We start from the raw sequence: 26,937 nt of genomic DNA on the forward strand, positions 1-26,937 counted from the left end.
GTCCGGCCAAGGGTGGCCGAATGACTTGATTACATTTCCGACAGCTGCACCCAGCGGCGCTCTTCAATGGATTTATCCACGGCTTCCAGCACAGCCTGACATTTCACGCCATCCTCGAAATTGGGCATAGGCTGCCTTCCCTCGGATATAGCGGTTGACAGCTCCAGAATTTCATGCGTAAAGGTGTGCTCGAAACCGATCGTATGCCCCGGCGGCCACCATGCTTCCATATAATCGTGAACGGGATCGGTTGCCAATACGCGGCGGAAGCCCTGAACGTCCTCATCATCGGATGTAAAGTAAACCTCCAGCTCATTCATCCGTTCAAAATCGAATTTAACGCTGCCTAAACTGCCGTTGATCTCGAAGGAGTTAGTGCTGCGGTGGCCCGCAGCAAAGCGCGTCGCCTCAAAACTGCCCAGCGCCCCGTTCTCAAAGCGGGTCATGAATAGCGTAGCGTCATCTACCGTCACTTTCCCCATGGGACCGCCTGTGCTTCCTTTTGCGCTTAACCCGGTCATCTCGCTGGCAATAGGACGCTCCTTGATAAAGGTCTCACTCATTCCGATCACTTCCTGCATATCGCCGACCAGATAATGGGCGAGATCGATCAGGTGAGCACCAAGATCCCCGTGAGACCCGGATCCTGCTACTTCCTTCTGCAACCTCCATACCAGCGGGAACTGCGGGTCCATGATCCAATCCTGCAAAAACCAGGCGCGAAAATGATAGATCTCACCCAATCTTCCACCTTCAACCAGCTTCTTGGCCAGTCTTACGGCTGGTGAAAATCTATAGTTAAACCCGACCATATGGGTGACTCCCGCTTCTTGCGCAGCCTGCAGCATCTCTCTGGCGTCCGCCAAGGTCAAAGCAAGCGGCTTCTCGCAAAATATATGCTTGCCCGCCTTGGCCGCGGCAATGGCAATCTCCTTATGGGCATCGCTTGGAGCATTGATATCGATCAGATCGATATCTTCCCGATTGACAAGCTCCTTCCAATCGGTAACGCTTTCACTCCAGCCCAGCTGAGCCGACGCTGCTTGAACAGCCGACACATTACGGCCGCAGATCGCCACCATTTCTGGCTTCAGCGCCTCCGGAAAAAACATCGGAAGGCTCCGGTACGCATTGCTGTGAGCTTTACCCATAAATTTATAACCAATCATACCGACACGTAATTGTTTCATCCTTCATTCCTCCTTGAATAAGGGTTCATTGATTTCGATGAAGCGAAGATCCACGGACGACCAGGCGAGTTGGCAGTTGGCGATGGAGCACTGCGTTCGTTACGTTACCTTCTGGCAAATCGGAGGCGTCCAGCATGCGAAGCACATGCTCTGCGGCAAGGCATCCCAGTTCATAGAACGGAACTCTCACGCTGGTAAGCGGTGGGGTGCACAGCTCGGCGGCATCCGAATCGTCATACCCGACAAAGGCTGGCATTCGCTCTTCTGGAGTGCCCAACGCACGCAGGCCCTGCTGAAGTCCAATCGCCATGCGGTCATTGGCGGCAAATACGGCTTCAATCCGGTCCAACTTCCCGGCGATTAACTCGGCTGCGGCATAACCGCTTTTGCGGCTGAAGTTGCCTTCGAACAGCAAGGATTCATCCAGCACGATTCCCGCTTCATTCAGTGCCCGGGTGTACCCCTTCAACCGGTCGCGACTATTGGAATACTGAGGCGGCCCATTCAGAAAAGCAATCTTCCGAAATCCCTGCTTCGTCAAGTGATGAACGGCTTGATAGCTTCCATCCACATGATCGGCATCCATAACGTGAAACGCCTCGCCGTCAAAGTATTGATTAATCAGGCAATAGGGTTGATCCGCTTCACTCAGCTGTTTGATGGCCGCACGTTCGCCATCATCATCCCGGGCGCCCAGAATAATGCAGGCATCAACCTTCTGGGTTCGGAATAGGTTCAAGTAGTCCATCGAACCGCCGGGCTCGCGGAACAGCATCAACAGATCATATTGACTCTCCAGCGCCTTACTGCCAATGCCGCTTAATATTTCGGAAAAATAATAAGCGGAGAATATACGAGCCTTCGGCAGGTAGGGCATGACGACGCCCAGGTTACCACTTCTTCGACGGGCAAAACTTCGGGCAAGCGCACTCGGGGTATACCCGAGTCGATCCGCCGCTTCCAGCACTCGCTGCTTGGTCTCCTCCTTGATTGGTCCGACCCCATTCAGTACACGGGATACCGTTGCTTCCGAAACGCCGGCAAGCTGTGCGACTTCTTTACGACTAGCGATATTCATCAAGCCTCCTGCATTTTATGTACGCGCGTACATTTTCTCATGGAGCCTTTCTGTTGTCAACCGCTTTAATCTAATTTCATGTTTAATCGGGCGCCAAGAACGCTGCTGCGGTTCTCCATGATCCTGATGCCGATCCTCGGCGGTGCCATCATGCTTCTGCGATAATCTCATGTCGCAAAATTGTTCTTGCACCATCATTTGAGATATGCAATAATCTTCTCCAGACACTTATTAAACTCGTTTAAAAAGAGGGGGGAGTGGTGATGACAACGCGCAAAGAAGCTTTACCCACACCGCAATCCATGAAGTACGCCGTGCGGCGCGCGCTCCGATCTTCTCTACTGGAGCTCGGCAGTGGAACCAAAGCGGAGCTAAGCGATCGGCTCGGAATCAGCTTTCCTACGGTGAGCAAAGTTCTGGAACAGATGGCGCAGGAAGGCGAGGTCACCCTGCTCGGACTGGATGAATCCAGCGGCGGCAGGCGTGCAAACCGCTACGCTTTTAACCCGGACTATATGCTGGGTCTCGCCGTTTATTATGAGAAGGAGCAGAGCGTATATACCATTTTTAATTGGAACGGCGATCTGATCGAACGGAAAGCTGAAGACGGCATACTTCAGCTTGGGCCGGAAGCGCTGGCTTCCCAGCTAAGAAGCTGGATCCACCGTTATCCGAAGATCCGCTCGATTGCGGTCGGCATGCCGGCTGCGGTGCGAGATGGCGTCATTTTTTATGTGCCGCTGTACGGGACATTCCAGGATTACGACCTCAAATCTTACCTGGAGAACCTGTTCTCCATTCCTGTCATCGTGGAGAATGACATGAATGCGGCCGTGCTTGGTTATCAGAGTTTGAGCCGGTCGGAGGAAGCTTCCCTGGTATACGTGTATCTCGGACATAATGGACCGGGGGCGGGGCTGCTGATCAACGGAAACGTCGTTCGGGGCAGGTCGTTCTTCACGGGTGAGATCGGCTATGTACCGATGAGCAAAGACAACAATTTTCATGATGTATTGGACCGTAAAAGTTCCGTCATGAGCAGTCTCACCCAGCCGGATGAGGAGCAAATCGATGCGTTAGGCCGATTAAGCGCCGCCTTCACCGCGATTCTGAATCCGGATGCCATTCTGTGGTGTGAGCATAACCTTCTGCCCTCCACCCTGCTCTCCGTCAAAGACCGGGCTTCCGCCTACGTCCCGGAGCGGCATCTGCCCGAAATGCTGCTTCGCGAGTGGGAACATGACTATATAGCCGGCCTGCAGCGGCTTGCTCTGGATATGATGATATCCGATACAAGTGCAATGTAAAATTCAACGATGACGATTGGGGAATAACCGTGAATACAGACCTTCAAACGAAAACAAAACCTAAATTCAGCAAAGACTACACCCTTCATTTGGCAACCATCTTTCTCGGCTTTATCATTTTCGGAATATCGGAAAATATTAAGGGACCCGCCATCCCAAGGATTCAATTCGATTTCCACCTGGATGAAATGCAGATCGGTACCCTGCTATCGCTGAACGCGCTAGGGTACTTGATTGCCTGCTCTTTCACCGCGCTGTTAACCCGGAAGATCGGGATCAAGTGGGTCAGCATGGCTGCCTTCGGTTCGATGGCCATCTCGGGTGTGTTGATCTTCCTGTCGCACAGCTACCCGATGTTTACCGCATCCTACTTCTTCATGTACATCGGAAACGGTATGCTGGAGATCGGCCTTGCCATATTGGCGGCCCGGATCTTTGTGCGAAACACAGGCACGATGATGAACCTATCCCATTTCTTTTACGGAATCAGCTCAACCGTGGCGCCGATGATTGCATCCGGCCTGATGACCGTAACCGTGTTTAATTACACGCTGGACTGGCGGGGCATGTATCTGGCCATGCTGATGTTATCCGTACTGCCGATGATCCCGGCACTCATGAGTAAGTTTCCCGGGGACGATCTGTCCGAAACAGAACGAACTCCGCTCAAGTTATTAGTTAAAGATCCTGCGCTGTGGCTGGTCGTCATGATTCTATCCTTCGGTGTTGTATCGGAGATGGCAGTTGGCGGTTGGCTCGTAAACTTTCTTGAAAAATCGTACCAATGGGAACCTACGGCTGCAGCCGGGATGCTGTCCGCCTTCTTCCTCTGCTTCTCGGCAGCACGCCTGCTGCTTGGCCCGATAACGGATCGGATCGGCTTCACGCTGTCCATCATCATCCTGTCCGCGCTGACCGGAGTATGTACGTTTGTCGCGATCTTTGGCGGGGAATCCTATGCCTTCCTGTTCGCGGCTGCCGGTATTGGGATTGCTCCGATTTATCCCACGGTCATGGCTCTCATTGCCAAAAGATATCCAAAAGAGAGCGACACCGCGATTACGTTCATCGTCACCATGATGGGAGTCGGCAGCGTTATCGGAAATTATGCGATCGGAGCGATCACGAACGGATTCAAGCAAATGTACGGCAGCGGGACAGAGCTCGGGTTGCTGCGCGGGCTGCAGGCTGGCTATAGCTTCATCGGATTGTGTGCCATCCTATGTTCACTCTTCGGCATCGTTCTGTACCGTTATTTAAAAGTTCGTAAGCAATTGGTCTAACCCTTTGGTTCTCTTTTGAACACTAAAGGGAGCCCTCTCATGAGTACAAGAGGGCTCCCTTTTATTCATTATTACCGTTTGTCTACTTACACCCTCATTAGCCTAAGTCGGGTTGATCAACAAGTTCGATGCTTGCTGTTTCGGTATGATGCAGCTCAAACACCAAGATTTCATTGCGCCCCTGCTTCAGCAGTGGTCCAGGCAGATAAAGCGCTGCTTGCGGTCCTTGTTCCCAGTAACGCCCCAGGTTAAAGCCATTGACCCAGACGACCCCTTTTCCCCATCCATCCAAGCGGATAAACGTATCGCCAATGTCATCCACCGAGAATTCACCCCGATAGAAGGTAGGGCGATCTCGCTGTTCAAGCGGACCCGCAAGCGGTTGAAAAGGTGCCGCATTCGGATTCTCCAGCGGCAAAGGATAGATGCTCCAGTCATATAGGAACTGGTTGTTCATCCGGACTCCCTCAGTAATCCCTTTATAATCCTTCAGCTTCGGGCCGTAATTGATACGCCCCATATTCTCGACAACGATCTCCAGCTTGGCGCCGGCTGCCGGAACATCGATCTGCAAGGCTTGGGGATTCCAGCGTTCAACCGTACCCTGATATTTACCGTCCAGGAATACCTGTGCCCGGTCATGCACCTCTTGCAGATACAGCGATTCTCCTTGACGAGGTCCGGAGATATCCGTTGCGTAAACGATGAAGCCATAGCTTTGAGCCAGCAGTTCCATCGGTACAGGTGTCGTACGTTTCACCGGCTCGGATAGCACCGGCAGATGCTCCAGCAAGTCAGCATAATGCGTCATGCGAACCGAACCATAGCTTTTTTTCTTGACGGACTGAGGCAGACTTGGGAAATCAGAGAGCTCTTTCCCCTGATGCTTCGCAATCGTGCTGCGAATGGCCTCGTACTTAACGGTTACATCCCCGCACTCCGAGAGTGGGGCATCATAATCATAGCTGGTGATCGTGGGCTCATACTTCTCGTGGAAATTCGCCCCGTTATAAAATCCGAAATTCGTTCCACCATGAAACATGTAGAAGTTCACGGATGCATTCAAGTCCAGCATCTCCTTGAGCACGGCAGCGGCATCTTCCGCGTCCCGGGTATGATGCGGTTTCAGCCAATGATCAAACCATCCATTCCAGTATTCCATGCACATCAGAGGGTCTTCCGCCCGATATTCCCGCAGTTTAGCAAAAGCCTCCTCGGTTCTTGAACCGAAATTGACGGTGGCAAGCACGCCCGGAACGGTTCCCCCTTGCAGCATCCCGTCGGTGGGACCATCCGAAGTGAACAACAGTACATCTACGCCCCGCTTGATCAAGCCATCCTTCAGATACTCCAGATAAGCCGTATCATTTCCAAAGCTCCCGTACTCGTTCTCGATTTGCATGGCAATGACCGGACCTCCATTGGAGGTTAATAACGGAACCAGCCGCGGAATCAGTTCATCATAATAATGGTCAACCTTCTCCAGATACACCGGGTCCATGCACCGCAGGTGGATATCCGGATACTGCAGCAGCCAGGACGGAAGCCCGCCAAATTCCCATTCTGCACATATGTAAGGGCTTGGTCGAAGGATCACATGCAGCCCGAGATCGTCGGCGATTTGGACGAATCTCTCCAAGTCGGCGATACCATCAAATGTAAATTGTCCTTCCTTGGGTTCATGCAAATTCCACGGAATATAACTTTCCACGGTGTTCAATCCACAGCTTTTCAGCTTCATTAGCCTGTCTTCCCAATATTCCGGTACGATCCGAAAATAATGTACGGCACCCGACAGAATCTGGATCGGCTCATCCCCGAGCACGAACTGTTGATTAACCGCTTTCAATTGAGCTTTCATATCCTGTTTCCTCCCTGCTCGCATCATTTCGCTTTCTATTATCATCATCTATCAAAAGCTCGTGCTGCTCAATCTCCAAATGGATCATTCTTTATACCTTTTGTGCCGAACATTCAGAATCGCAAGCTCCTATTATGATACAATATATGGCATAATCACTGGAATTTTCGATGCCAAAGGAGCCTGACCATAATGGATATCGCTTTTCGCTTTCCTAATATGATTAACACGCTTCAAGTAACAGGATGCCTTTTTGATTCCCATCCCCCCGGATGGAGTTATCCGAGGCATCATCATCATCTGTTTGAGCTGCTGTACTGTCTGGAAGGCGAGGTCCTGCAGGAAATTCATCGGGAGTCCTTTATGCTGCGGCAAGGGGAATGGCTTCTGATCAAATCCGGGGTGCCCCATCAAACCTCTAATCTGGCGAGCGGGCCGTATGGATACTTCAACGTTCATTTCGATCTCGATGACCAGGAAATTCGGAGGTTATTGTCCGCCGCCCCTTACCGTCACATTCGCCAGCAGGAAAGCGAGCACAGCAATCTGTATGCATACGTTCAAGAGCTGGAGGGAATCGTTCGGCGCAGTCAGCCGGCAGCCCACTCGCTTCACCCGGAGAACCCGAGAGCTGAATACAATCTCACCTTTGAAGACAGGCTGCTGCTCCAATCCTATACATTGCTCATCATCCACGATGTCCTCTCCCTTCTCAAGGTGCAGGATGAAGTCAAGCTGCCTTCGTCGACACAGGCTGCAGCAGGCTTGCATAAACCGTCTTCCTTGCTTGCTGCCGATGCGGCGCATGCCATTGAAGAGAAACTATCATCAGGGCTCACAGAGGAGATCTCTGTCGCTGCGGTATCCAAAGAGCTTAATTTAAGCCGCAGCCAATGCAGCAAGTTGTTTCGCCAGGTTTATGGAATCTCGCCAAGACAATATATCAGCCGTCAAAAGCTCACCCTAGCCAAGGAGCTGCTGGTCACAACCCACCTGCCAATGACGGCGATCGCAGACAAACTCGGTTTTCGCTCAGCCAGCCATTTTTCAAGACAATTCCGCCGCTGGACTGGGCAGTCGCCGACCGAATACCGCCCCAGACACTAAATAGTGGGATTTGATTATTTTTAGTAAGTTACTTGACAATTAACAGCATTGTTGAGTATGATACAATCTATAGTTTCAGCTATACAAAAGTTAGTTGATAACAATTAAAAACAAAAACAAGGAGCTGTTACCATTCATGCGTAGTTATTCTTCTACGGGTACATTTATTATTCGGGTTATTCTGGGGGTCATCTTTTTGGCTCACGGTTTGGATAAATTCCAGAGCGGCATCGGGAATATCGAGGGCTTTTTCGCAAGTTTGGGTATCCCCGCATTCATGGCATCCGTTGTGGCCATTATCGAAATTGTGGGTGGTATTGCACTGATTATCGGTTTGGGAACGAGAATTGCCTCCCTTGTTCTTGGCGTTGTGCTTGTCGTTGCTATTTTTCAGGCCAAGCTGGGCATGGGCTTCCTAGGTGGCTATGAATTGGATATAGCGCTGCTCGCAATGGCTGTCCACCTTGCCCTTAGCGGCAGCAGCCTGCTCTCGGTTGATTCATTGTTTAGCAAGAAGAACAAAGCCTAAAATAAACGCAAAGGTTTGCCGGTGATCCGAGGCGACAACCTCATGAAAGAAAAACGTCTATCGGCGTACTCTCAAAGAAGACAGACCGCGTTTAGCGGTAGTTTTCCTTGCGATATCAGGCAGCAGATGCTCCGAAGTTTATACTTTCTGAAATTTAAGAAAGAGCCGTACCTGACGATCAGTCTCCCATGACCCTGATCCAGATACGGCTCTTTTTATAACATTTTTATGAAAAGTTGCTTCCGCTCGATTCTGCTGCTAAAGCCGAATTCCTCTGCAACCTCAGAAGCGTGAATGACAACCCTGCGGATATCGCAATACAGATTGAACCTGCGATGTACACCATACGAATGCCAAGTGTATCCGCTATTAGACCTATTACGGCAATAGATAAACTCGTTACCGTGGATAGCAAGATATCACGCGAAGCGTAAATTTTCGGCAGCATCTCTTGATTTACACTGGATTGGAGCGCGGTTTGCTGCGCCACATCCCGCAGCTGATAGGCTGGTCCCATCGCAATGCACAGGATCAAAGCCACGATCGGGATACTGTTCAGACCATACCACAGAGTAAGTAAACTGAACACCGCTGAACCTACAGCCATGCATGGAATCAGATTTTTCTGGATAAAGGAAGACAGCAGCAGCATCAGTAACCCACCCACAATGGCGCCTACATAATAACTGGCGTTAATGAATCCCCACCAAGCTTCGCCTTGATGCAGCACTTCCTTGACATATACCAGCGTGATCGCTCCAACCCATATGGTTCCGGCAATCCCTTCAATCATGTCCATCATCGTGACGATTCTTAATGTCGGATTTCTCCACAGGTAGAACCAGCCTTCACGAATCACTTCCCAGCTTGGTTTCGCTCGTCCAGCCGCAGCCGTTTCCTTCGCCTTCATGGAGCGCGCTGCGATCCAAAGGGACAAGACGGATACCCAGATGAGTACGCAGCTCATGATTAAAGTCGGCATATGTCCAAACCGTACAACTAGAAAGCCCGTAAAGGTATACCCTGCAATCTGCAAGGATTGGCTGGTCACGGATAATGAGCTGTTGGCCTTAACCAATCGGTCAGGTGCAACTAATCTCGGAACCATGGACTGGATGAGCGGGTTTCCCCATCCTTCGGTAAAAGCTATGAACAAGATAAACATACACAGTATGGAAACCTGAGATGATATGTATGGGAATGCAATGACCAATCCAGTTAACAACAGAGCTTTCATGACTTGAAGCCTTACCAAAAGCTTGGAGAAACCGAATTTCTCCATGACAAGCGGAGCTGTAAGACCGGCGACAAACCGTGCGACTGCGTTAAACAGCGGGAACAACGCGGCAATAAAGGCCGAGCCGGATTCTTGATACATAAAGGTAGTCAGTACCATAATGTAGACAACGCCTGCCAGCGAAATGCTCGAGTGCGCAGTCCAGTAGTATAGAAAGCCTCCTCTTTTCATGTTCACACCCTATCCTGACGATCTTTTTTTCTAATAGTCGTAACATAGGTTGAAAGCTATGTAAAGATGTAAGAAGTTCCCCCATACTAAAAAGCCTGCTCCCACGATCCATCCATGAGAGCAGGTCTGACTATAATCTTATGAAGCGCTACTGGCAACCGACCAACGGTCTTGCCCCGGATATGGGCATCGCTTGTCTTTCAGCTTTGCTGCGATCTGTACGATGCAGCCGCACAGCGTGCACGTCGTGTCCCCTTGCAGCTTTGGACAAGAGAAGCACGCACGCAGACGGGCGTCATACTCACTATCCGACACGCACCGATCAGACGCAAACATGGGAGATGCTAGAACGCGTGTAATTTGTTCATCGTTAACCTGGTAATCGTCATGACAACCTTTACAGCGATTATCCGCCATCACCTTCGTTTATCCTGCCGTGATCTCGAGAACAGTAACGGACATCGGTGCCAGCTTCGCACGCAGAACGTCGCCTTCCTGTTCAAAAGCATGGAATGCCGCTGGCCTCAGGGTCTCCGGCGATTCAAAGGTGTTATGAGCGTCCAGCGAATCGGAGGCAAGCTGCTGGCCTACGATCTTGGATACCAATCCGTTTAATCCCCGAAGCTGAATGGTCACGTCACTTTGCTCCGTGTGGCTCACATTACACAGGCTCACATGGATTTTGCCGGCTTGATCCTTCGAGGCCGTTACGGATACTTGCGGAATCTTCTCGCCGTCCATCTCGTAATCGGCGCCGCTGTAGTTGGTTGCCAAACGTTCTGCATCCTGATGCACTTTATACATATCAAACACATGATAGGTCGGAGTCAGGATCATCTTCTCGCCTTCGGTCAATACGACAGACTGAAGGACATTGACAACCTGGGCAATGTTCGCCATGACCACCCGATCATTATGCTCGTGGAAGATATTCAGCGTTAACCCCGCCACCAAGGCATCACGAATCGTATTCTGCTGATACAGGAAGCCCGGGTTGGTGCCAGGCTCTACATCAAACCAGGTCCCCCACTCGTCTACAATGAGGCCGATCCGCTTATTAGGATCATACTGGTCCATGATCGCGGAGTGTCTGGTAATCAATTCATCCATATGAAGTGCCTTCTTCATCGTGGTGAACCATTCCTGTTCGCTGAATCCGGTAGCAGGTCCTTTACCTGTCCAGAATTCGCCCGGAATCGTGTAATAGTGAAGACTGATCGCATCCATGAACGGATGCGCTTCTCTCATCACGATTTCCATCCAGCGGTAATCATCGACGTTCGGGCCGCAGGCAATCTTGTAGATCTTGTTATCGCCATAACTGCGAACATAAGTCTGATAGCGTCTGTACAGGTCCGCATAATACTCCGGCCGCATATTCCCTCCGCAGCCCCAGTTCTCATTCCCAACGCCAAAATATTTCACGTTCCAAGGCTTCTCGCGGCCATTCTCCTGACGCCACGCAGCCATCGGCGACACGCCATCAAAGGTCATATATTCAACCCATTCCGACATCTCCTGCACGGTACCGCTGCCGACATTGCCGGATATGTAAGGTTCGCAACCCAAGAGCTCGCAAAGACGCAGGAATTCGTGCGTGCCAAAATGGTTGTTCTCTACAACGCCTCCCCAGTGCGTATTGACCATTTGCTTCCGATTCTCGCGCGGACCAACGCCGTCCTTCCAGTGGTACTCATCGGCAAAACAACCGCCGGGCCAGCGCAGCACCGGTATGTTAAGCTGCTTCAACGCTTCCAGCACATCATTGCGGATCCCCTCCGTGTTCGGAATCGGTGAATCCTCCCCCACCCATATGCCCTCATAAATGCAGCGGCCTAGATGCTCGGAGAAATGACCATAGATATTGCGGTTGATTTTACCCTTGGATACATCCGAATGAATGGTAATAACATGACTCATGACTTATTCCGCTCCTCGCTGTGTTTTATAGATGTTTATATCAAACAGTTTAATAATCTTTAAAACAATGATATCGACCAAACCAGATTCCGTCAACCCGTAATTTAAACGCTTTCACGAAATAACCATATTTTCGCCCAAAAAAAAACGGGCCCACAGCCGATCTTTCGATCGGGCTCTGGGCCAGTCACTCTTCAACGCGTCGCCCGAATTAGGAATTCCCGGGTCCGCTCTGCCTTCGGTTGGTTAAATATTTGATCCGGCGTGCCGGATTCGACAACCTGTCCGTTATCCATGAAAATAATTCGGTCCGCCACTTCTTTGGCAAAACTCATCTCATGCGTCACGATGACCATCGTCATATGCTCCTCAGCCAGCTGCTTGATGACCGCCAGCACCTCGCCTGTCAGCTCGGGATCCAGCGCCGATGTCGGTTCATCAAACAGCATGATGTCCGGATTCATCATCAGCGCTCTCGCAATGGCCACGCGCTGCTTCTGCCCGCCCGACAAATTGCCAGGATATACATCCGCCTTATCAGATAAACCGACCTTCTGCAGAAGCGCTGCGCTGTTTAACCTAACTTCTTCCTTCGATTGTTTCTTCACATGTTTGGGTGCCAGCCCCAGATTCTCCTGTACCGTGAGATGAGGAAACAGGTTGAAATGCTGGAATACCATGCCCATCCGGGCTGTGATTGCTTTGATCTGCGGTGGGCTGACATACACGCCATCCTTCACGAGATATTGATCCTGCAGCTTGATCGATCCGCCATTGATCTCCTCCAGATGCACCAGGCTCCGGAGCATGGTGCTCTTACCCGAGCCGGAAGGTCCAATGACGGCAATCACTTCATTCTTCTGTATCTCAAAGCTGACGTCCTTCAGCACGTCCAGCTGGCCGAAGGATTTCTTTACATGGGTTACTTCGATAATTGCCATTACACGACAGTCCTTCTATTCATATTTAAATCGGCGTTCCAGAAACTTAAATAGCATGGTTAACACTAGCGTCATTAGCAGGTATATAACACCTGCGATGAAAAACGGCATAATCGTAACATCGCGATTGACCGCCGTATAGGCGAAGTGCAGCAGCTCCGGAACCGCCACGGCATACAGCAGCGCCGTATCTTTTACCAGCGTAATGGATTCGTTGGATACCGCCGGCAGGGCTACGCGAAACATTTGGGGCAGAATCACTTTCGTGGTCGTTTGCCAGCGGTTCAGGCCCAGCACCTTGGACGCTTCGTATTGGCCCTTGTCAATCGCCAAGAGACCTCCCCGGAAGATCTCCGCAAAATAAGCAGCATAGTTTAGCACAAAAGCCAAGCATGCGGCTACAAAACGGTCCAGAACGAGATATTCGCCGATCACTGGCAGCACCGGCAGCCCGAAGCAAAAGAACAGCAGCTGCAGCAGCAGCGGCGTACCCCGAAAAACATAAATATAGGCATTGGCCAACCAAGCGAGCGGCTTGATTGCGCTTCGAACCATTAACGTGAACACAAACCCGAGAGGGATGGAGACCAGGATGGCAATTAAAAACAACAGGATCGTTGTCTGTGCGCCCTCCAGCATCGGTTTGCCGATTTGAACAATGTAATCCATACTCATACACTCTTAACTCCTAATGGAAAAACTTCTTGAGATGCTTGAAGTTCTTCAAAGATATCGTTGACCCATGGCAGGGAACACAAAACCGGAGCCTTTGGTCAAAGTCCGGTTTCTTGGAATACCTATGGAAGGATGAATTGCTATCCTTGTGGGAACGCCCTACTTCAACACTTTGTTTTCACCAAACCATTTCTCGGAAATCTTAGCTGCCGTACCGTCGGCATTCATATCGTCCAGTGCTTTTTGCAGACTTTGAAGCAGCTCCTCGTTGCCTTTCTTAACTCCAATGCCGTACTGCTCCGGTGCCAGGGATTCCTCGAGAATCTTGTACGTTCCCTCTTCCTTGGACATGAAATATTTCATCACGACTTCGTCTATGATCACAGCCTCTACGCGTCCATTCTTCAGATCGCTCAGAGCCAGCATATTGTCAGGGAATTCGTTGATCTTCTGCACTTTAGTGTGAATCTCGTTAGTACTTAACGCATCAGCAGCTGAGGATAGCGACTGCAAACCGACTTGTTTGCCTGCCAAATCGCTGATCGAAGTTATATCCGAATCAGCCAGCACGGCGACGACCTGACTGTTCTCCAGATAAGGCTTGGTGAACAACACTTTCTCCTTGCGTTCATCAGTAATGGTATAGCCGTTCCATATCAAATCAATACGGCCGCTGCTAAGCTCGGACTCCTTCGATTTCCAGTCAATGGGCTGGAACTTGACTTCCTTCCCCATCTTCTCGGCGGCTGCACGAGCATAATCGATATCAAAGCCGACAATTTCATTGCTCTCGTCACGAAAACCCATGGGCGCGAACTTGTCGTCAATCCCGACAACCAGCTCATTGCCATCGCTTGCTGAGCTTGAACAGCCGACTACGGTTAATAAAAGCATGAAGCCTGCTAATACGGATGCTATCTTTTTCACCAAAAAATCCCCCTCGTAGACATTAAACGCAGCCATATTCAGGATGTATAGAAATCCGTTTCATATGCAAACTGCTTTTTCACTTTAATACGTTATCAAGACTCCATGATACCATATTAGCATAGAAGAGTCGATAGTTTCATAGAATGGCCACTTTCACCATTCGACAAGAAATTTATGTATTTTCATCCTATTTTAAGGTTACTTTAAGGATGATTTCAGTTTAGCGGGAAAGAATGATGAGCTGTAAGACCAACATCAAGAAAGGCGGTAAACAACAATGACAACCCACTTGAAGTCAATGAAGCGGCTGGTGCTTGTCGCCATCGCTGTAGTCATGGGCCTCGCTTATCTTCCCGTCTCGGTCTCAGCGGAACCGATTGGACAGCAAACAGAATCACCGGCTGTTCCTTCTTCCCAGGACGAACGCGGGCAACATAAACCCGGTCATATGTTCAAGGCAATCTCCCAGTTTCTGAAGCTGGAACCGCAAGTTCTTCAGGATAAACTCAAAACCTCGACACTCGCGGAAATAGCCAAGGAACAAGGTATATCTAGAGATGTCATGAAAGCCAAAATCGTTGAGCTGTTGAAGGATAAAATCGCCTCACATCCGAAGCAGCTGGGTAAATCCATCGATTACTCCGCTGCGGCAGACAAGCTGCTTGACGCCAAAGGCGGGTGGCATAAGCAGCGGATGCATCAGCGTCATGGCCGATTAATCTCGGATAGCGTCGAGCTGGCCAAGCTTCTGAAGACAACGCCGGAAGCACTCAAGCAGTCGCTCCAATCCGGAAAATCATTGGCTCAGATCGCGAAGGAGCAAGGCGTGCCCGTCCAGTCCGTCATTGATCAACAGGTCCAGGCACTTACCAAGCGCCTGGACCAGAAGTTGACCGAAGGCAAGCTGACGAAGGAGGAATACGAAGAGCGCAAATCCAAAATTCCTCCGTTCGTCAGCGATGTGGTGAATGGTAAACTCAAACCGATGAAACATAGTCGGTAAAGTGCCGCTTATTCTTGACCCTTTTGTCATTGGATAAGAAAAACGTCTATCGACGTACTTTCTCAGTAGACGGACCGCATTTAGCGGAAGTTTTTCTTGCGAGATAAGGATGCTAAGCCTCGGATGTTTATACTTTCTTATCTCTTAACACAAAAGCCGCTCCAGCGGTTAGGAATAACCAATGAGCGGCTCTTTATCATCATCCGTTTATTCTATTCATCACCCATTTAAGGCACGTATTGTTGGATCATCTTCACAACGACACCGTCTTCGACGGTGACATGAAATGGAAACCATTTCATATCTACGATATCATCCTTTTTGTAGATGTCCGTGAATTTGTCAAGACTTACCAGCTGGTTCCAGGAAATCTGGGCATCCTCATACCGTCCGGTATGATCATACAATTGAAGCAGCACTTCTGCATCGTCTGCCACAGGAAGTTCAATCTGTTCTTCCGTATCGTTTACGATATAATAGCCGTCCGGAGCTTCCGTCATCTCAGGGTCCTGCTCCCGTTCGCGGAATACCTGATTCGCTTCCTCTCCCTCATACCATTCAATCGGATCTACTTGCAGATAGACCTTGCCGTCTTTAATCTCGAGGCCGTTGATGTAGACAGCTTCCTGATTCGAAGCTTTCGGAACCGGCTCATAATTGTTGCCTGAGGCTACGCCAACGGTTGTCATCATGATCAGTACAAGCAGCATCATTGCTCCCAATTTCCAAGCCGACTTCTTCATCTTCTCATCGCTCCCTCTCATCCTTCTATTAAATAGATTCACCTGTGAACCCGACTTATCGTACATTAAACATCATTAACCCAATTCCTGGATATTTGAAACGTATATGTATTTTATCATTCCTATCTTTATTATACGAACCCACTTGGTAAAAAGGATGTCAATTCGATGTAAATTCATTACAATATTTCAATCTTCGCAAGCGCTTAACATTCGCGGGCGTTGAAGGGTCCTCCAATTATGGATGAACCAGGAAATGGCCGCAATAAAAAACAAGCCTTCCCCGCTGATTCCTCAGTCGATGGTCAGGCTTGTTGATACTCATTCAGATATTATGAATTGAATGCTTCGGTCAGAACAGGAACGATCTGCGATTTGCGGGAAACCACGCCTTTAAGCAGAGCCTTGTTCTCCGACAGAGACACATTGTAAGCTTTCTCAACGGCTTTGGACTCTTTACCGAGTGCAAGAGCGATTGAATCGTTGTTCAGAATATCTGTTACGACGAAGACGAACAGGTCAAGGTTTTTGTCAGCGATAATCCCTTGAATCGCATCTTCGAGTTCTGCTTGACGGGACAATACATCATTGGTATCGACCGCGTTAACCTGTGCGATTTCCACTTTGGCTCCGCCCATTTGGAATTCCTTGGCGTCCAGGGAGATCAATTGCGCGATAGTTTTGTCGCTCAGATCGGCGCCTGCCTTGAGCATCTCGAGCCCATAGCTGTCTGCATCCACGCCAGCGATCTCAGCCAGCTCGCGAGCTGCTGCGATATCTTCGTCCGTGCAGGTTGGGGATTTGAACAACAGGGAGTCCGAGATGATGGCGGACAGCATCAGGCCAGCAATTTCTTTACGAACGGCCACACCTTTTTCCTTGTAGATCTTGTTTAGAATGGTAGCTGTGCAGCCGACAGGCTCAGCACGGTAATATAATGGATGGCTTGTCTCAAAATTCGCGATACGGTGATGATCGATAACCTCAATCACGCGAACCTGATCAATGTCGCTTGCGCTTTGCTGACGCTCGTTATGATCCACGAGAATAACGTCTTGCGCTTCGCTTGCAACCGTCTCAACGAGACGTGGCGCTTCTACCTTAAAGTAATCGAGCGCATATTGCGTTTCACCGTTAACGTCACCAAGACGTACGGGCTCGGCGGAAAGGCCGAGCTGGTTCTTCAAATCGGCATAAGCAATAGCAGAGCAGATCGTGTCCGTATCCGGATTTTTGTGTCCAAAAATTAATGTTTTTGCCATATATAATGCCCCTCTCGCAACAAAAATTTCATCGTTTATATCGATAAACAGATGATCACCTATTTGATTATATCGTTAAATTCTACTTATTCCAATTCCTTTACAGAGATTATTTTTAGGTCGTGTTTATACCAATACAATTTCCGGTTCCGGAACGAATCCAAAATGGTTGTTAATAGACTCCGAGATCAGATTCATCAAGTACAGAATGTCGGTAGCCTTGGCATGCTTCTGGTTCAGAATCATGTTACCGTGATGCGGAGAAATAATCGCGCCGCCATATTCGGTTCCTTTCATATTCAGCTGATCCACGAGCGAGCCGACGGCTACCCCATAATCATAGTTATTTTTGAAAACGGAACCGCAGGACGGGTAATCGAAATGGCGTTTACTCGTCCGGTACTTGATGATGTCAAGCATTGACTGCGGCGTCTCAATTCCTCTTCCTGCCAACGCGTGCACCTCGCCCAGGAAGAATGAGAAAAAGGACGGCAAGGATGATGGATGGCTGCCGCGGGTCTTCCACTCCGTAAGCAGTTCGGACGTCATGCTGATCTGCTCCTCCGAGCTGACCGGAATATTGAGATCGGCGCCAACTATGATCCAAGGGTGCTCCTGGAAGATGGATTGCTTGTATGCAAATAAACAGTCCGCCACGGGAATGGACTGTACCTTTAAGCTCGAATCCGTTGTATCGATATAATAAACCGTGTCCAGAATATCGCAGATTTGGCGCGCATTATATTTGGCGTTCATATAGATGCCGGCCCCTACGCATCCTGGCAGCAAAAAAGTAAAGTCGAGCAAATCCGTTCCACCCATTAAACCCATCAACGACAGTAACGACATTGGCGCGCCGGATGATACGTACCATTTATCTCCTGACACCCGAAGCTCCACCAGGTTTTTGAGCGATATAAATACCAGATCATGGTTCGGTACATCCGGGAACAGGATATTGGAGCCCATCCCGAAGATGTACCATGGCATCCCGCGTTTCCTGCAGTCCTGCAGCAGATCCGCCAGGTCATTTGCCGTTTCAGGCATGGCCAGATAATTGGCTGAACCGCCGATCCCATACGTAGAAAAAGCAGATAGCTCCACATTGCGCTTGCACAATCGGTCGATAGCAGATGTATGTAAAGTCATCGTAGACATGTCACTCCCTATTCTTCACATTAGGCACAACATTCCTTACTAAATGTGGGGATGTTACATCATTATGATCCAACTACTCGGGTGGTGTCAAACTGGAGTGGGATCCTGGGTAAATAGCAAAAAATCCCTGGATCACAGCCATTAGACCGTAACCAAGGGATTCATTCATGATCTCTGTATTTGTGCACCGATTTTATTCAAGGAAATCCTTGAGACGTTTGCTGCGGCTAGGATGACGCAATTTACGAAGCGCCTTCGCCTCAATCTGCCGAATGCGTTCACGCGTAACGCCGAACACCTGCCCTACTTCCTCCAGGGTGCGGGTCCGTCCATCCTCAAGTCCAAAGCGCAGCCGGAGTACATTCTCTTCACGCTCGGTGAGCGTATCCAGCACTTCCTCCAGCTGTTCCTTCAGCAGCTCAAACGCTGCGGCATCTGCCGGAGCCAATGCGTCCTGGTCCTCAATGAAATCACCCAGGTTGGAGTCGCTTTCCTCGCCGACCGGCGTTTCCAGGGACACAGGTTCTTGGGATACCTTCTGGATCTCACGTACTTTTTCCGGCGTGATATCCATCTCTTTACCGATTTCTTCCGGTGTCGGTTCGCGCCCCAGCTCCTGAAGGAGCTGCCTGGAGACACGAACGAGCTTATTAATCGTCTCTACCATATGGACCGGAATCCGGATGGTTCTTGCCTGGTCAGCGATCGAGCGGGTTATCGCCTGACGTATCCACCAGGTGGCATACGTACTAAACTTAAAGCCCTTGGAGTAGTCGAACTTCTCCACCGCTTTGATCAGGCCCATATTGCCTTCCTGTATCAGATCAAGGAACTGCATTCCCCGACCAGCATAGCGTCTTGCTATACTTACAACGAGACGAAGATTCGCTTCGGCCAAACGGCGCTTCGCTTCTTCATCTCCCTCCTCTATTCGTTTGGACAGTTCCACTTCTTCATCGGCTGTAAGGAGGGGAACCCGACCGATTTCTTTCAGGTACATGCGAACCGGATCGCTAATCTTGATGCCTGGTGGAAGTGAGAGATCGTCATGAACCGAAAAATCCTCTGTCGGAGAATTAGCCGCTTTCTCTGTATCCGTAACCTCTCGTTGCAATGCAAAATCCGCACTTTGACGGTTCTCCATTCTATGCCCCCCTGTTGACAATCCCATATTTTCATGCTAATCTAGCATTAGGTTATTATGACATTAAGCCAATAGTTATTTATCCTTCATTCTAGCATATTTATCACACTATATCAACTTCTAATATATTCTAGTTCATTTCACCCGATCTCAGCCTGAGATCGGGTTTTTATATGCTCCAAGTTCGTCTTTGTCTTGGGGAACTAGACATTGCCTCCTCGTACAAGTACAAGATCATCCTCTTACACTACATATGCTACGTTTATTTGAGCTGATCTAGTACAGCTTTCGTTTGCTGATTCAACGATTTCACATCGGGAGCCTTCACGGGCTCATCGCTCAGCTGATATTTGTGCTTTAATTCAAGCGTTGCCCTTACGCGGTCGTTCAGCATCTCCTCCGGGATTACGCCGCTATCAACAGCTTTAGTCAATGCCTGAATGACCGCTTCTTCCAATGCATATTCATGTCCGACCAGAATCATGTTACTCCCTGCGACGACGGACTTCACGGAAGCCTCTCCTACGTCCGTGCTGCTGGAAATAGCCCCCATTGTCATATCATCCGTTATAACGACACCCTTAAACCCCATTTCTTCCCTTAACAAATCGTTTATGACGGGTTTCGAATAGGAGGATGGCGTATCCGGATCAATGCCCTTCATCAGCAGGTGCGCAACCATGACCACATCGGCCCCTTCATCAATCGCTTGTTGAAACGGTACCAGCTCCACTTCATGCAGACGCTTCAGATCATGGCCAACGACGGGGAGACCGAGATGGGAATCGACCGATGTATCGCCATGACCGGGAAAATGCTTTACAACAGGAACGACACCTTTCTCTTGTATCCCCTTCATGGAGGCGATTCCCTGCACGCTTACGGTTTCTGCTGTTCTGCCAAAGGCTCGATCGCCGATGACCGGATTGTTCGGGTTGCTATGAATATCCAGCACCGGGGCAAAAACCATATTGAGTCCGACTCCCGACACCTTCTGCGCGATAAGACCACCAACACGTTTGGTCAGTGCAAGATCCCCGCGGCTTCCGATTTTGCCGCTTGACGGCAGCTTCACATATTCATCGGGAAAACGGGTAACCCGTCCACCCTCCTCATCAATACTCAGCCATAGCGGCACTGGATTCACAGCATTTGCCTTCTTCAGCTCATTCAACAGGTCTACTGACTGCTGTACGCTCTCGATATTATCCTTAAAAAGGATAATTCCGCCTACATGGTAATCCTCCAGCAATCTGCGCGAGGTATCATCCAAGGCAGTCCCTTCGATTCCAACGAGCACCAGCTGACCGATCTTCTCCTTGACGGTCATGCTATTCAGAAGCTCAGCTACCGCATCATCAGGCTCGTTCTCAGGCAAATTCCCGTCCTCGCCTTCGTTGTCCGTGCTGCTTGATGGAGGCGGTGTCCCGTCTTCATCATCTTGAGAAGGAGTCTGCGGCTCCTCCACTTGCTCCGAAGGCGAAGCTCCTGGTCCGTTGTCCGCGGGGCTGCCCGACTCGGCTCCGCCCCGGCAACCTGCCACAGCCAATAGCAAGATGACAACCAGCATCGTTAAGCACATCCATGTTGTCTTACGCTTCAACTTGTCACCTTCCTTCAAATTCACACTATTATATTCGTCCTCTGTTCCACAGAGTCCTTCCATCATAACATGATTTCCTTACAGCCCAAACCAAGCCTAAGCTGCCCACCTAAGAAAGAAGAAAGAGCTGTATCGACAACGGCCCTTCCTGGTCTATTTAAGCAGTCCGAGCTTACGGGCTTGCTCCTCGGTTAATATAAACTGCTCCGTGTCCCACACTTCATCCTCATCCGTTCTTCCGAACATCAGCATAATTTCATCCCATATATTCTTTTGCATCGCCTCAGCTTGCGTGATAATCACCTTCATGTGAACGTCATTCCTTTCCTTGGTATCATCTCCTACTACATATACAACCATAACAGGTCGTATAGAATCGAAAAACAAGCAAAAGCCTGCAGATAGTATCTGCAGGCAGGATCTATACTATAACTAGGAATAAGCAGGATGATATTTAATCCACGACATCGCAATGGTACCCTCGCCGGCATGAATGCCCGCAACGGGAATAAAGGTCATGATTTCGGTTTTCAACGCTGGATGGGCCCCGCTAATTTCCTTCTGGATTTCTTCGGCCTCTTCTACGTTGTTTGCGTGCATGATGCAGACCGTTTTAATTTTCTGCAAATCCAGCTTCATAAGTTCCAGCATTCTCTGCTTGGCCTTCTTGAACGTCCGGATCTTCTCTTCCACAATGACCTTGCCTTCATCAAAACGCAGCAGCAGATGAATGCGGAGCAGGTTGCTGAGAAGAAGCTGGGTACCGGATACCCGGCCGCTGCTGTGAAGCCGGTGCAGGCTTGCCGGAATAAGGTAGAACGACATGTTTTGCACCATGGACTGGATTTTATCTTTGATCATCTGCACGGTATCCCCTTGGCTATGCCAGTGAATCCCGGACATGATCATTTCACGTACCGGAAACGCTCCCGCTTGAGAATCGATGCCAACCACGGGTACCTCGGCAATCTCTGCCGCCTGCATAGATGAATTCAATGTTCCGCTGAGCTCGGATGAACAGTGAATGGCGATAATATCATCATACTTCACTTTCAGCGATTCATATAATTCGATGAATTCACCGATTGGAGGCTGTGAGCTGCTGACTTTCGGTTCATCTTTCATTCTTTCATAAAAGGTCTCTGCCGAGATGTCAATTCCTTCCCTGTACGCCTCCTGTCCAAGTATCAATCTCAAAGGTACAATATAAATATGATGTTCCTTGGCGAATTCAGGATCGATCGTACTCGTGCTGTCGGTTACCCAAGCTATGGATCTCATTATCGTGTTCACGTCTCGCTTTCGTGTAGTAAGAAGTAGGAAAGGAAGCGATTTAAGCCTCTAAATTCATCATATCTTACCCTTACAGCGCATTGCAAACGAAAGGAATGTGATTTCATATCCTACACATAGCTTCGCCACACAAAAGCCTTATTTTCGCTCTGTGTTATACCCCTTTTCTCCAAAAGGTTCCAGCTGTTCCATCCAATATGCCTCCCGTTTGCTGACCGCGTCCTTCAGATCATAGAAAGGATCTTGCTTCGGCTCAATCGTCTCCAGAATCTCGAAGACAAAAGCATCCTCACCATACTCATTCCATTCCCGCTGAAGCGTCTTATTGTAGCTTGTTCCCATCTGCAGCTCGAATCGTTTGCCGTTCATGGTCTTCAAGTTATTCGTTCCGGCAACAAATACCTTGCCGTTCTTTGTGTTTCGAATTTGATACACGCCTGCTTCAATCTTGATTTCCTTATACATTTGATTTAGTTCCTGTCTGCGATTCATGGCGTTAAAACCTCCTAATCTTAGCGTTTATGTCGTTAACCAGTACTGGCTTCCATCATCCTTGCGATTCAAAAATCCATATTCGATCAAATATCGGCGAATGGTCACATAATCGGGATTGTCTCTTCCGATCGCATCGTTGATTTCCTGTTCGGAATACAAGACATCCGGTTTAAAACGGGCTGCGATTTCTCGTAAAACGACATACTTCTGCTTCTCTTTGAGCTTAAATGTCGTTAGCGGGCCATCGGTCCCTTCGGGAAACACCTTGGCCAGGATCGATTGTCTCTCTTCTTCCGTGACATTGTAGCGCTCATCCACCATCTTGGCCCGCTTGGGAATTTCCACGAATGCCGGTGCATGGTCATCCTTTTCCTTCAGCAGCTCCATTAAAGTCAGCAGCACCTTGGACTGTCTTTCCTTCTCCTTCAAGGCAAACCGGTGATTGCGAATCGTCGATGCACTGCCTATGCCGAGCTCCTGTTGTACCTCTTTATCGTTCTTGCCTTGGTAGAAGAGCTGCAGCAATCGATTCTGATGCTCGGTCAGTCCAGTCAGCTTCTTATCGAGGCCAGACAGATACTGAAACACGGACCCATGCTCCCGGCGGATATGAACGGTCATATATCGTTCTGACTCATATAACACATCTTGGTCCGGGTAGATAATCCCTTTCTCAATCGTCTTGCCGCACAGGAGGCATACCCATATGGGACCTTCGTCGATATAGCCTTGTTTAAGTTCATCTATAGAAGCATTCCAGAAACGCTCGTTCGGATCCAATGCAAACACCACTTTTCAATTAGTTATTTATATAGACATTTTATATTTTTGTCTATGACATGTCAATCACGCTCCGATCCGATATAATATTTCTTCCTCCCTTATGTGGAACCTGCTAGAATAGAGGTTGCTGCTGTAAAATTTAGGGGGTATCATCATGGGTTTCATTCAACAGTCGGCAAAAGAAATGCGTTCTTGGCCGCGTAACATCAAGCTGTTTTTTCTAGCTAACGTGCTGTATCAGATCGGTACCGGCATGTTTAGCGTGCTCTACAATTTGTACATACAAGGCCTGGGGTATAATGACTCCATGAATGGAACAGTGGTCAGTATTCAATCCCTGGCAACGGCATTGATGTTCATTCCGATCGGTCTGATCGGAGACCGTGGCAGCCGCAAGCGAATCCTTGTCCTCGGGGCATTGTTAAGCGGTGCGGGACTGATCGCGCGCTCTTTTCTGCAAAGCGAGTTCAGCTTGCTTGGTCTTGCGATATATACTGGTTTGTTCGCATCCTTTTTTCAGGTGCTGGCTATCCCCTTTTTAGCGGAAAACACGGCGAAATCGGCTCGCATGCGGATCTTTAGCATTCACGCCTCGCTTGTTCTTGCTTCTCAAGTGCTCGGAAGCATGGGAGGCGGATTCTTGGCGGATGCCCTGCAGGCCGTTGGTATGAACAAGGTCGGCAGCTTGAAAACCGCGCTTTTCATAGGCGGCCTGGCAACCTTTGCAGCGTTTATCCCGCTCTTGTTCACAACCGACCAGAAGGCCGAGGAGATACAGGCACTGGATGCACCGCCTATTGATCATCAACCAGCTCAGGCAGGAGGATCTGTGAACACCTCCGGTTTGGGGGATTACAAAGTCATCGGTCAGTTCGCGCTTGCCCAATTGTTAATCGGCCTGGGCTCAGGGCTTGTCGTACCTTATTTGAATTTGTATTTTACCAACCGCTTCTCGGTATCGTTATCGGCTGTCGGAATTCTGATATCACTCGGACAAGTCATGACAATCGTATCGATGCTGATTGGACCTACACTGGTAAATCGGGTGGGAGCCGTCAGGGCCGTGGTGCTCTTTCAAGTCCTATCCTTGCCCTTCCTGCTGCTAACCGGGTTCACGAACGTACTCCTCATTGCATCGGTCGGCTTTCTGTTCCGCCAAGCCCTGATGAATGCCGCCAATCCGATACAGTCCTCCATTCTGATCGACCGCGTACCGGATCACCGAAGAGGCATCGCCAATTCGGTCACGCAAACCGCCTTCATGCTGGGCTGGGCTACCATGGGACCCGTACAATCTAAACTTGTCACCACTTATGGCAGCTATTGGGGATATGCGATCACATTTTGTATTACCGGAACGCTATATGTTGTATCTTCGTTTCTTTACTACCGAATGTTCCGTGAGCGCAAGAGCAGCAGCCTCTCCTCCTCCGATACCGCCGCTATTCTCTAGACTCAACCCGCAGAGGTTTCACATGGAGCGGAACAGCTCCATCGGCTACAGCCATGGTCCGGGCCTGAAAGCTTCCCTTGTACCGGAAGACAGGCCCCCATATCGGATTGTCCACCTCAACGGAGATCCGGTATTGTTGGTTCCCGTCATCATACCACTCGCATACATCGGCAGTTCCGGTGAACCACCGGGGAACTCGAAACTGCAAAAGTCCCTCATACAACCTCTGCTCCCCCGATTGAATGCGAATTCCGCCGTTAACCCCCGCAGCTATCCGGAGATCGACCGCCAAGTGCTGTTTATTCCCTAAATAATCCACGACACGGCAGCGCTGCGCACTATAGATCATCGTGGCATCAAACCGCCGCTGAATACCCGGAAAATCAAAGCTGCGACACCACGTCACCGTTTCTCTTCCCCATTCGTCACGATAAGCATAATTCTCAATCCGAAACGGGATCCCTTTCCCTCGATTCGGAAACATAATATGCCGCGTCGTGCCTATATAGAGAGACAGTGCAGCCCAAGGTGCGTACCAGATCTCCTCCATGACGCCTTCGCCAATCGAAGCAATGTTATCCCTGCTGTCAAACCCGAACCGCTCCCGAATTTTAGGATGAAGCCTTTGAAATTGTGTGCCTAGAGCTTGTTCATAGATCGAGGTCATGCCTCTCCCCTCCTTTGCGGGAAGTATGCCCGGGGACGCGTCTTCGTGCCGGGCGGTAGGCGCTCGGTAAATCTGCAGCAGACAGCAAAGCCATGATGCATAATCCCATCATGGATACGCTAAGCGTTAACGGATTGAACGGGGCTTTCATTAATTGAGGGTCTGTTATCCATGCTCCAACCATCAAGATCGCCAGCAAGAGAATTTGCAGCCTGTACCACAATCGACTCTTATGAAAGAGCAACGTCAATAATCCGACGCCGATCTCGGTGATGCCGAGCAATGTCAGCACCAAGCCCTCCTGGCCTCCTGCCAAGCCCGACTGCCTCAATAGATCAAGCTCCCCGGCTTCCGGGAACAACAGCTTCGGTACCAACCCCTCATAACACCATAGAATGACCAGCATAAATACGCTCAAGGCATGGATGAGTGCCTTTTGGATCGTTGCCGAAGGCGGGATATCCTTCTCTGCCCATAAACGCAGCACATCAAAGCTCCATGCCGTCGCTGCGCCGAATATAGGCCGGAACAGCAAGCGGTCAAACCAGGCGCCCGCCATGCCGAACCTCGTTTTGTAATCGTATTGGGTAGAGAAACTTATGCCATCGCTTCCCTTGTCAGCATACTTCCAATAGCCGCTGCCCTCCCGAATTAGGGAGCTGCGCTGATCCGAGCCAAAGCGCAGCACCGAGATCCGATTCCCCGTCTTCGGGTGGACAGCCGTTTTCGTGGCTCCCGCCCCTGTAACTTCCAGTCCGAACCCAATACAAGTTTTATATAAAAACCGCTGGATGTCCGAATCAGCCTCCGGTAAATAATGAATCTCGGAAAATCGCAGATCCCACTGTTGATGCAGCTCAGGCCTTTGCGTCAACGTCCACAGCTTATCCATATCCGTCTTGATATCAAGTTCAACATAGATCGGATTTCTCTTCATGTGCTTTAGCTCCCTTGGGATGTCCTTTAGATTTTCAGCCGGACACCTCTCTAATTTACAAGTCATTTTACAGCCTCGGGTAACTCGCGGTTAGACCTCACTTTTGT

26 protein-coding genes are annotated in these 26,937 nt (G+C 49.7%); 6 read left to right on the forward strand and 20 right to left on the reverse strand.

Features of this window, described 5'->3' with window-relative positions; translation table 11 throughout:
* Window positions 1-29: 29 nt before the first annotated feature.
* Complete coding sequence (locus ABEW73_RS08965) at window positions 30-1,190, reverse strand: Gfo/Idh/MocA family protein (RefSeq protein ID WP_430164384.1); 1,161 nt, start codon at window positions 1,188-1,190, stop codon at window positions 30-32.
* A gap of 25 nt (window positions 1,191-1,215) precedes the next feature.
* The gene (locus ABEW73_RS08970; protein WP_430164387.1) at window positions 1,216-2,268 is read right to left on the reverse strand and encodes a LacI family DNA-binding transcriptional regulator; all 1,053 of its coding nucleotides are present in this window, start codon (window positions 2,266-2,268) and stop codon (window positions 1,216-1,218) included.
* A gap of 263 nt (window positions 2,269-2,531) precedes the next feature.
* Between ABEW73_RS08970 and ABEW73_RS08975 the strand changes: the two genes are divergently transcribed.
* On the forward strand, window positions 2,532-3,575 hold the full coding sequence (locus ABEW73_RS08975) for an ROK family protein (RefSeq protein WP_430164390.1): 1,044 nt from the start codon (window positions 2,532-2,534) through the stop codon (window positions 3,573-3,575).
* Between the two features lie 29 nt (window positions 3,576-3,604).
* Entirely contained in the window at window positions 3,605-4,858 is a 1,254-nt protein-coding gene (locus ABEW73_RS08980; protein WP_430164393.1) for an MFS transporter, read from the forward strand.
* A gap of 97 nt (window positions 4,859-4,955) precedes the next feature.
* Here the strand turns inward: ABEW73_RS08980 and ABEW73_RS08985 are convergent, their stop codons facing one another.
* A complete protein-coding gene (locus tag ABEW73_RS08985) occupies window positions 4,956-6,719 on the reverse strand; it encodes a beta-galactosidase (protein ID WP_430164396.1) in 1,764 nt (587 codons plus the stop codon).
* Between the two features lie 192 nt (window positions 6,720-6,911).
* On the opposite strand from ABEW73_RS08985, the gene ABEW73_RS08990 reads away from it, so the two are divergent.
* Together ABEW73_RS08990 and ABEW73_RS08995 are read left to right on the forward strand one after the other, a co-directional pair.
* Window positions 6,912-7,826 carry an AraC family transcriptional regulator gene (locus tag ABEW73_RS08990; protein WP_430164399.1) on the forward strand — a complete coding sequence of 305 codons (915 nt, stop codon included), beginning with the start codon at window positions 6,912-6,914 and terminating at the stop codon, window positions 7,824-7,826.
* A gap of 136 nt (window positions 7,827-7,962) precedes the next feature.
* Window positions 7,963-8,355, forward strand: coding sequence for a DoxX family protein (locus tag ABEW73_RS08995; protein WP_430164402.1), 393 nt, complete (start codon window positions 7,963-7,965; stop codon window positions 8,353-8,355).
* A 226-nt stretch (window positions 8,356-8,581) separates the two neighbouring features.
* Here ABEW73_RS08995 and ABEW73_RS09000 read toward each other — a convergent pair whose 3' ends face one another.
* The 6 genes from ABEW73_RS09000 to ABEW73_RS09025 all read right to left on the reverse strand — a co-directional run bounded on the left by ABEW73_RS09000 (window position 8,582) and on the right by ABEW73_RS09025 (window position 14,286).
* On the reverse strand, window positions 8,582-9,823 hold the full coding sequence (locus ABEW73_RS09000; protein ID WP_430164405.1) for an MFS transporter: 1,242 nt from the start codon (window positions 9,821-9,823) through the stop codon (window positions 8,582-8,584).
* Between the two features lie 138 nt (window positions 9,824-9,961).
* Window positions 9,962-10,240 carry a DUF6171 family protein gene (locus ABEW73_RS09005; RefSeq protein ID WP_430164408.1) on the reverse strand — a complete coding sequence of 93 codons (279 nt, stop codon included), beginning with the start codon at window positions 10,238-10,240 and terminating at the stop codon, window positions 9,962-9,964.
* Between the two features lie 9 nt (window positions 10,241-10,249).
* Window positions 10,250-11,743 (reverse strand): alpha-N-arabinofuranosidase, encoded by a 1,494-nt coding sequence (locus ABEW73_RS09010; RefSeq protein ID WP_430164412.1) that lies wholly within the window; start codon window positions 11,741-11,743, stop codon window positions 10,250-10,252.
* A 194-nt stretch (window positions 11,744-11,937) separates the two neighbouring features.
* Window positions 11,938-12,684, reverse strand: coding sequence for an amino acid ABC transporter ATP-binding protein (locus ABEW73_RS09015; RefSeq protein WP_339290673.1), 747 nt, complete (start codon window positions 12,682-12,684; stop codon window positions 11,938-11,940).
* A gap of 15 nt (window positions 12,685-12,699) precedes the next feature.
* Window positions 12,700-13,359 (reverse strand): amino acid ABC transporter permease, encoded by a 660-nt coding sequence (locus ABEW73_RS09020; RefSeq protein WP_113058793.1) that lies wholly within the window; start codon window positions 13,357-13,359, stop codon window positions 12,700-12,702.
* Between the two features lie 159 nt (window positions 13,360-13,518).
* Window positions 13,519-14,286, reverse strand: a complete 768-nt coding sequence (locus tag ABEW73_RS09025) for an amino acid ABC transporter substrate-binding protein (RefSeq protein ID WP_430164415.1) — start codon at window positions 14,284-14,286, stop codon at window positions 13,519-13,521.
* 280 nt (window positions 14,287-14,566) lie between these two features.
* Here ABEW73_RS09025 and ABEW73_RS09030 point away from each other — a divergent pair, with 280 nt between their 5' ends.
* Window positions 14,567-15,292, forward strand: a complete 726-nt coding sequence (locus tag ABEW73_RS09030; protein WP_430164417.1) for a hypothetical protein — start codon at window positions 14,567-14,569, stop codon at window positions 15,290-15,292.
* A gap of 227 nt (window positions 15,293-15,519) precedes the next feature.
* On the opposite strand, the gene ABEW73_RS09035 is transcribed toward ABEW73_RS09030, so the two are convergent.
* The 9 genes from ABEW73_RS09035 to ABEW73_RS09075 form a co-directional block, all read right to left on the reverse strand.
* Window positions 15,520-16,035, reverse strand: coding sequence for a hypothetical protein (locus ABEW73_RS09035; protein WP_430164420.1), 516 nt, complete (start codon window positions 16,033-16,035; stop codon window positions 15,520-15,522).
* Between the two features lie 332 nt (window positions 16,036-16,367).
* Window positions 16,368-17,297, reverse strand: coding sequence for a manganese-dependent inorganic pyrophosphatase (locus ABEW73_RS09040; RefSeq protein WP_430164423.1), 930 nt, complete (start codon window positions 17,295-17,297; stop codon window positions 16,368-16,370).
* Between the two features lie 126 nt (window positions 17,298-17,423).
* Window positions 17,424-18,446 carry a UDP-N-acetylmuramate dehydrogenase gene (locus tag ABEW73_RS09045; protein ID WP_430164426.1) on the reverse strand — a complete coding sequence of 341 codons (1,023 nt, stop codon included), beginning with the start codon at window positions 18,444-18,446 and terminating at the stop codon, window positions 17,424-17,426.
* A 202-nt stretch (window positions 18,447-18,648) separates the two neighbouring features.
* Window positions 18,649-19,599, reverse strand: a complete 951-nt coding sequence (rpoD, locus tag ABEW73_RS09050) for an RNA polymerase sigma factor RpoD (RefSeq protein WP_430164428.1) — start codon at window positions 19,597-19,599, stop codon at window positions 18,649-18,651.
* Between the two features lie 262 nt (window positions 19,600-19,861).
* Entirely contained in the window at window positions 19,862-21,181 is a 1,320-nt protein-coding gene (gene nagZ, locus ABEW73_RS09055) for a beta-N-acetylhexosaminidase (RefSeq protein WP_430164988.1), read from the reverse strand.
* A 174-nt stretch (window positions 21,182-21,355) separates the two neighbouring features.
* Window positions 21,356-21,511, reverse strand: a complete 156-nt coding sequence (locus ABEW73_RS09060) for a hypothetical protein (protein ID WP_430164431.1) — start codon at window positions 21,509-21,511, stop codon at window positions 21,356-21,358.
* Between the two features lie 123 nt (window positions 21,512-21,634).
* On the reverse strand, window positions 21,635-22,483 hold the full coding sequence (locus tag ABEW73_RS09065; protein WP_430164434.1) for a DegV family protein: 849 nt from the start codon (window positions 22,481-22,483) through the stop codon (window positions 21,635-21,637).
* A 150-nt stretch (window positions 22,484-22,633) separates the two neighbouring features.
* A complete protein-coding gene (locus tag ABEW73_RS09070) occupies window positions 22,634-22,987 on the reverse strand; it encodes a GIY-YIG nuclease family protein (protein WP_430164437.1) in 354 nt (117 codons plus the stop codon).
* Between the two features lie 27 nt (window positions 22,988-23,014).
* Window positions 23,015-23,770 (reverse strand): DUF2087 domain-containing protein, encoded by a 756-nt coding sequence (locus ABEW73_RS09075; RefSeq protein WP_430164440.1) that lies wholly within the window; start codon window positions 23,768-23,770, stop codon window positions 23,015-23,017.
* A gap of 157 nt (window positions 23,771-23,927) precedes the next feature.
* Here ABEW73_RS09075 and ABEW73_RS09080 point away from each other — a divergent pair, with 157 nt between their 5' ends.
* Window positions 23,928-25,226, forward strand: coding sequence for an MFS transporter (locus ABEW73_RS09080; RefSeq protein ID WP_430164443.1), 1,299 nt, complete (start codon window positions 23,928-23,930; stop codon window positions 25,224-25,226).
* On the opposite strand, the gene ABEW73_RS09085 is transcribed toward ABEW73_RS09080, so the two are convergent.
* Entirely contained in the window at window positions 25,216-25,893 is a 678-nt protein-coding gene (locus ABEW73_RS09085) for a DUF4166 domain-containing protein (protein WP_430164445.1), read from the reverse strand. The two genes, ABEW73_RS09080 and ABEW73_RS09085, sit on opposite strands and share 11 nt — an antisense overlap.
* Window positions 25,877-26,830: a DoxX-like family protein gene (locus ABEW73_RS09090; RefSeq protein WP_430164448.1), complete on the reverse strand. Its 954-nt coding sequence runs from the start codon at window positions 26,828-26,830 to the stop codon at window positions 25,877-25,879. The genes ABEW73_RS09085 and ABEW73_RS09090 overlap by 17 nt, the downstream gene beginning before the upstream one ends.
* Window positions 26,831-26,937 lie beyond the last annotated feature (107 nt).

The organism is Paenibacillus lautus, from assembly GCF_050482385.1.
GTDB lineage: Bacteria > Bacillota > Bacilli > Paenibacillales > Paenibacillaceae > Paenibacillus_AQ > Paenibacillus_AQ lautus_B.

Coding starts and splice junctions, on each gene's coding strand:
- ABEW73_RS08965 (WP_430164384.1), bottom strand. CDS start 1,190: ATGAAACAATTACGTGTCGGTATGATTGGTTATAAATTTATGGGTAAA.
- ABEW73_RS08970 (WP_430164387.1), bottom strand. CDS start 2,268: ATGAATATCGCTAGTCGTAAAGAAGTCGCACAGCTTGCCGGCGTTTCG.
- ABEW73_RS08975 (WP_430164390.1), top strand. CDS start 2,532: ATGACAACGCGCAAAGAAGCTTTACCCACACCGCAATCCATGAAGTAC.
- ABEW73_RS08985 (WP_430164396.1), bottom strand. CDS start 6,719: ATGAAAGCTCAATTGAAAGCGGTTAATCAACAGTTCGTGCTCGGGGAT.
- ABEW73_RS08990 (WP_430164399.1), top strand. CDS start 6,912: ATGGATATCGCTTTTCGCTTTCCTAATATGATTAACACGCTTCAAGTA.
- ABEW73_RS08995 (WP_430164402.1), top strand. CDS start 7,963: ATGCGTAGTTATTCTTCTACGGGTACATTTATTATTCGGGTTATTCTG.
- ABEW73_RS09000 (WP_430164405.1), bottom strand. CDS start 9,823: ATGAAAAGAGGAGGCTTTCTATACTACTGGACTGCGCACTCGAGCATT.
- ABEW73_RS09005 (WP_430164408.1), bottom strand. CDS start 10,240: ATGGCGGATAATCGCTGTAAAGGTTGTCATGACGATTACCAGGTTAAC.
- ABEW73_RS09010 (WP_430164412.1), bottom strand. CDS start 11,743: ATGAGTCATGTTATTACCATTCATTCGGATGTATCCAAGGGTAAAATC.
- ABEW73_RS09015 (WP_339290673.1), bottom strand. CDS start 12,684: ATGGCAATTATCGAAGTAACCCATGTAAAGAAATCCTTCGGCCAGCTG.
- ABEW73_RS09020 (WP_113058793.1), bottom strand. CDS start 13,359: ATGAGTATGGATTACATTGTTCAAATCGGCAAACCGATGCTGGAGGGC.
- ABEW73_RS09030 (WP_430164417.1), top strand. CDS start 14,567: ATGACAACCCACTTGAAGTCAATGAAGCGGCTGGTGCTTGTCGCCATC.
- ABEW73_RS09035 (WP_430164420.1), bottom strand. CDS start 16,035: ATGAAGAAGTCGGCTTGGAAATTGGGAGCAATGATGCTGCTTGTACTG.
- ABEW73_RS09040 (WP_430164423.1), bottom strand. CDS start 17,297: ATGGCAAAAACATTAATTTTTGGACACAAAAATCCGGATACGGACACG.
- ABEW73_RS09045 (WP_430164426.1), bottom strand. CDS start 18,446: ATGACTTTACATACATCTGCTATCGACCGATTGTGCAAGCGCAATGTG.
- rpoD (WP_430164428.1), bottom strand. CDS start 19,599: ATGGAGAACCGTCAAAGTGCGGATTTTGCATTGCAACGAGAGGTTACG.
- nagZ (WP_430164988.1), bottom strand. CDS start 21,181: ATGTGCTTAACGATGCTGGTTGTCATCTTGCTATTGGCTGTGGCAGGT.
- ABEW73_RS09060 (WP_430164431.1), bottom strand. CDS start 21,511: ATGAAGGTGATTATCACGCAAGCTGAGGCGATGCAAAAGAATATATGG.
- ABEW73_RS09065 (WP_430164434.1), bottom strand. CDS start 22,483: ATGAGATCCATAGCTTGGGTAACCGACAGCACGAGTACGATCGATCCT.
- ABEW73_RS09070 (WP_430164437.1), bottom strand. CDS start 22,987: ATGAATCGCAGACAGGAACTAAATCAAATGTATAAGGAAATCAAGATT.
- ABEW73_RS09080 (WP_430164443.1), top strand. CDS start 23,928: ATGGGTTTCATTCAACAGTCGGCAAAAGAAATGCGTTCTTGGCCGCGT.
- ABEW73_RS09085 (WP_430164445.1), bottom strand. CDS start 25,893: ATGACCTCGATCTATGAACAAGCTCTAGGCACACAATTTCAAAGGCTT.
- ABEW73_RS09090 (WP_430164448.1), bottom strand. CDS start 26,830: ATGAAGAGAAATCCGATCTATGTTGAACTTGATATCAAGACGGATATG.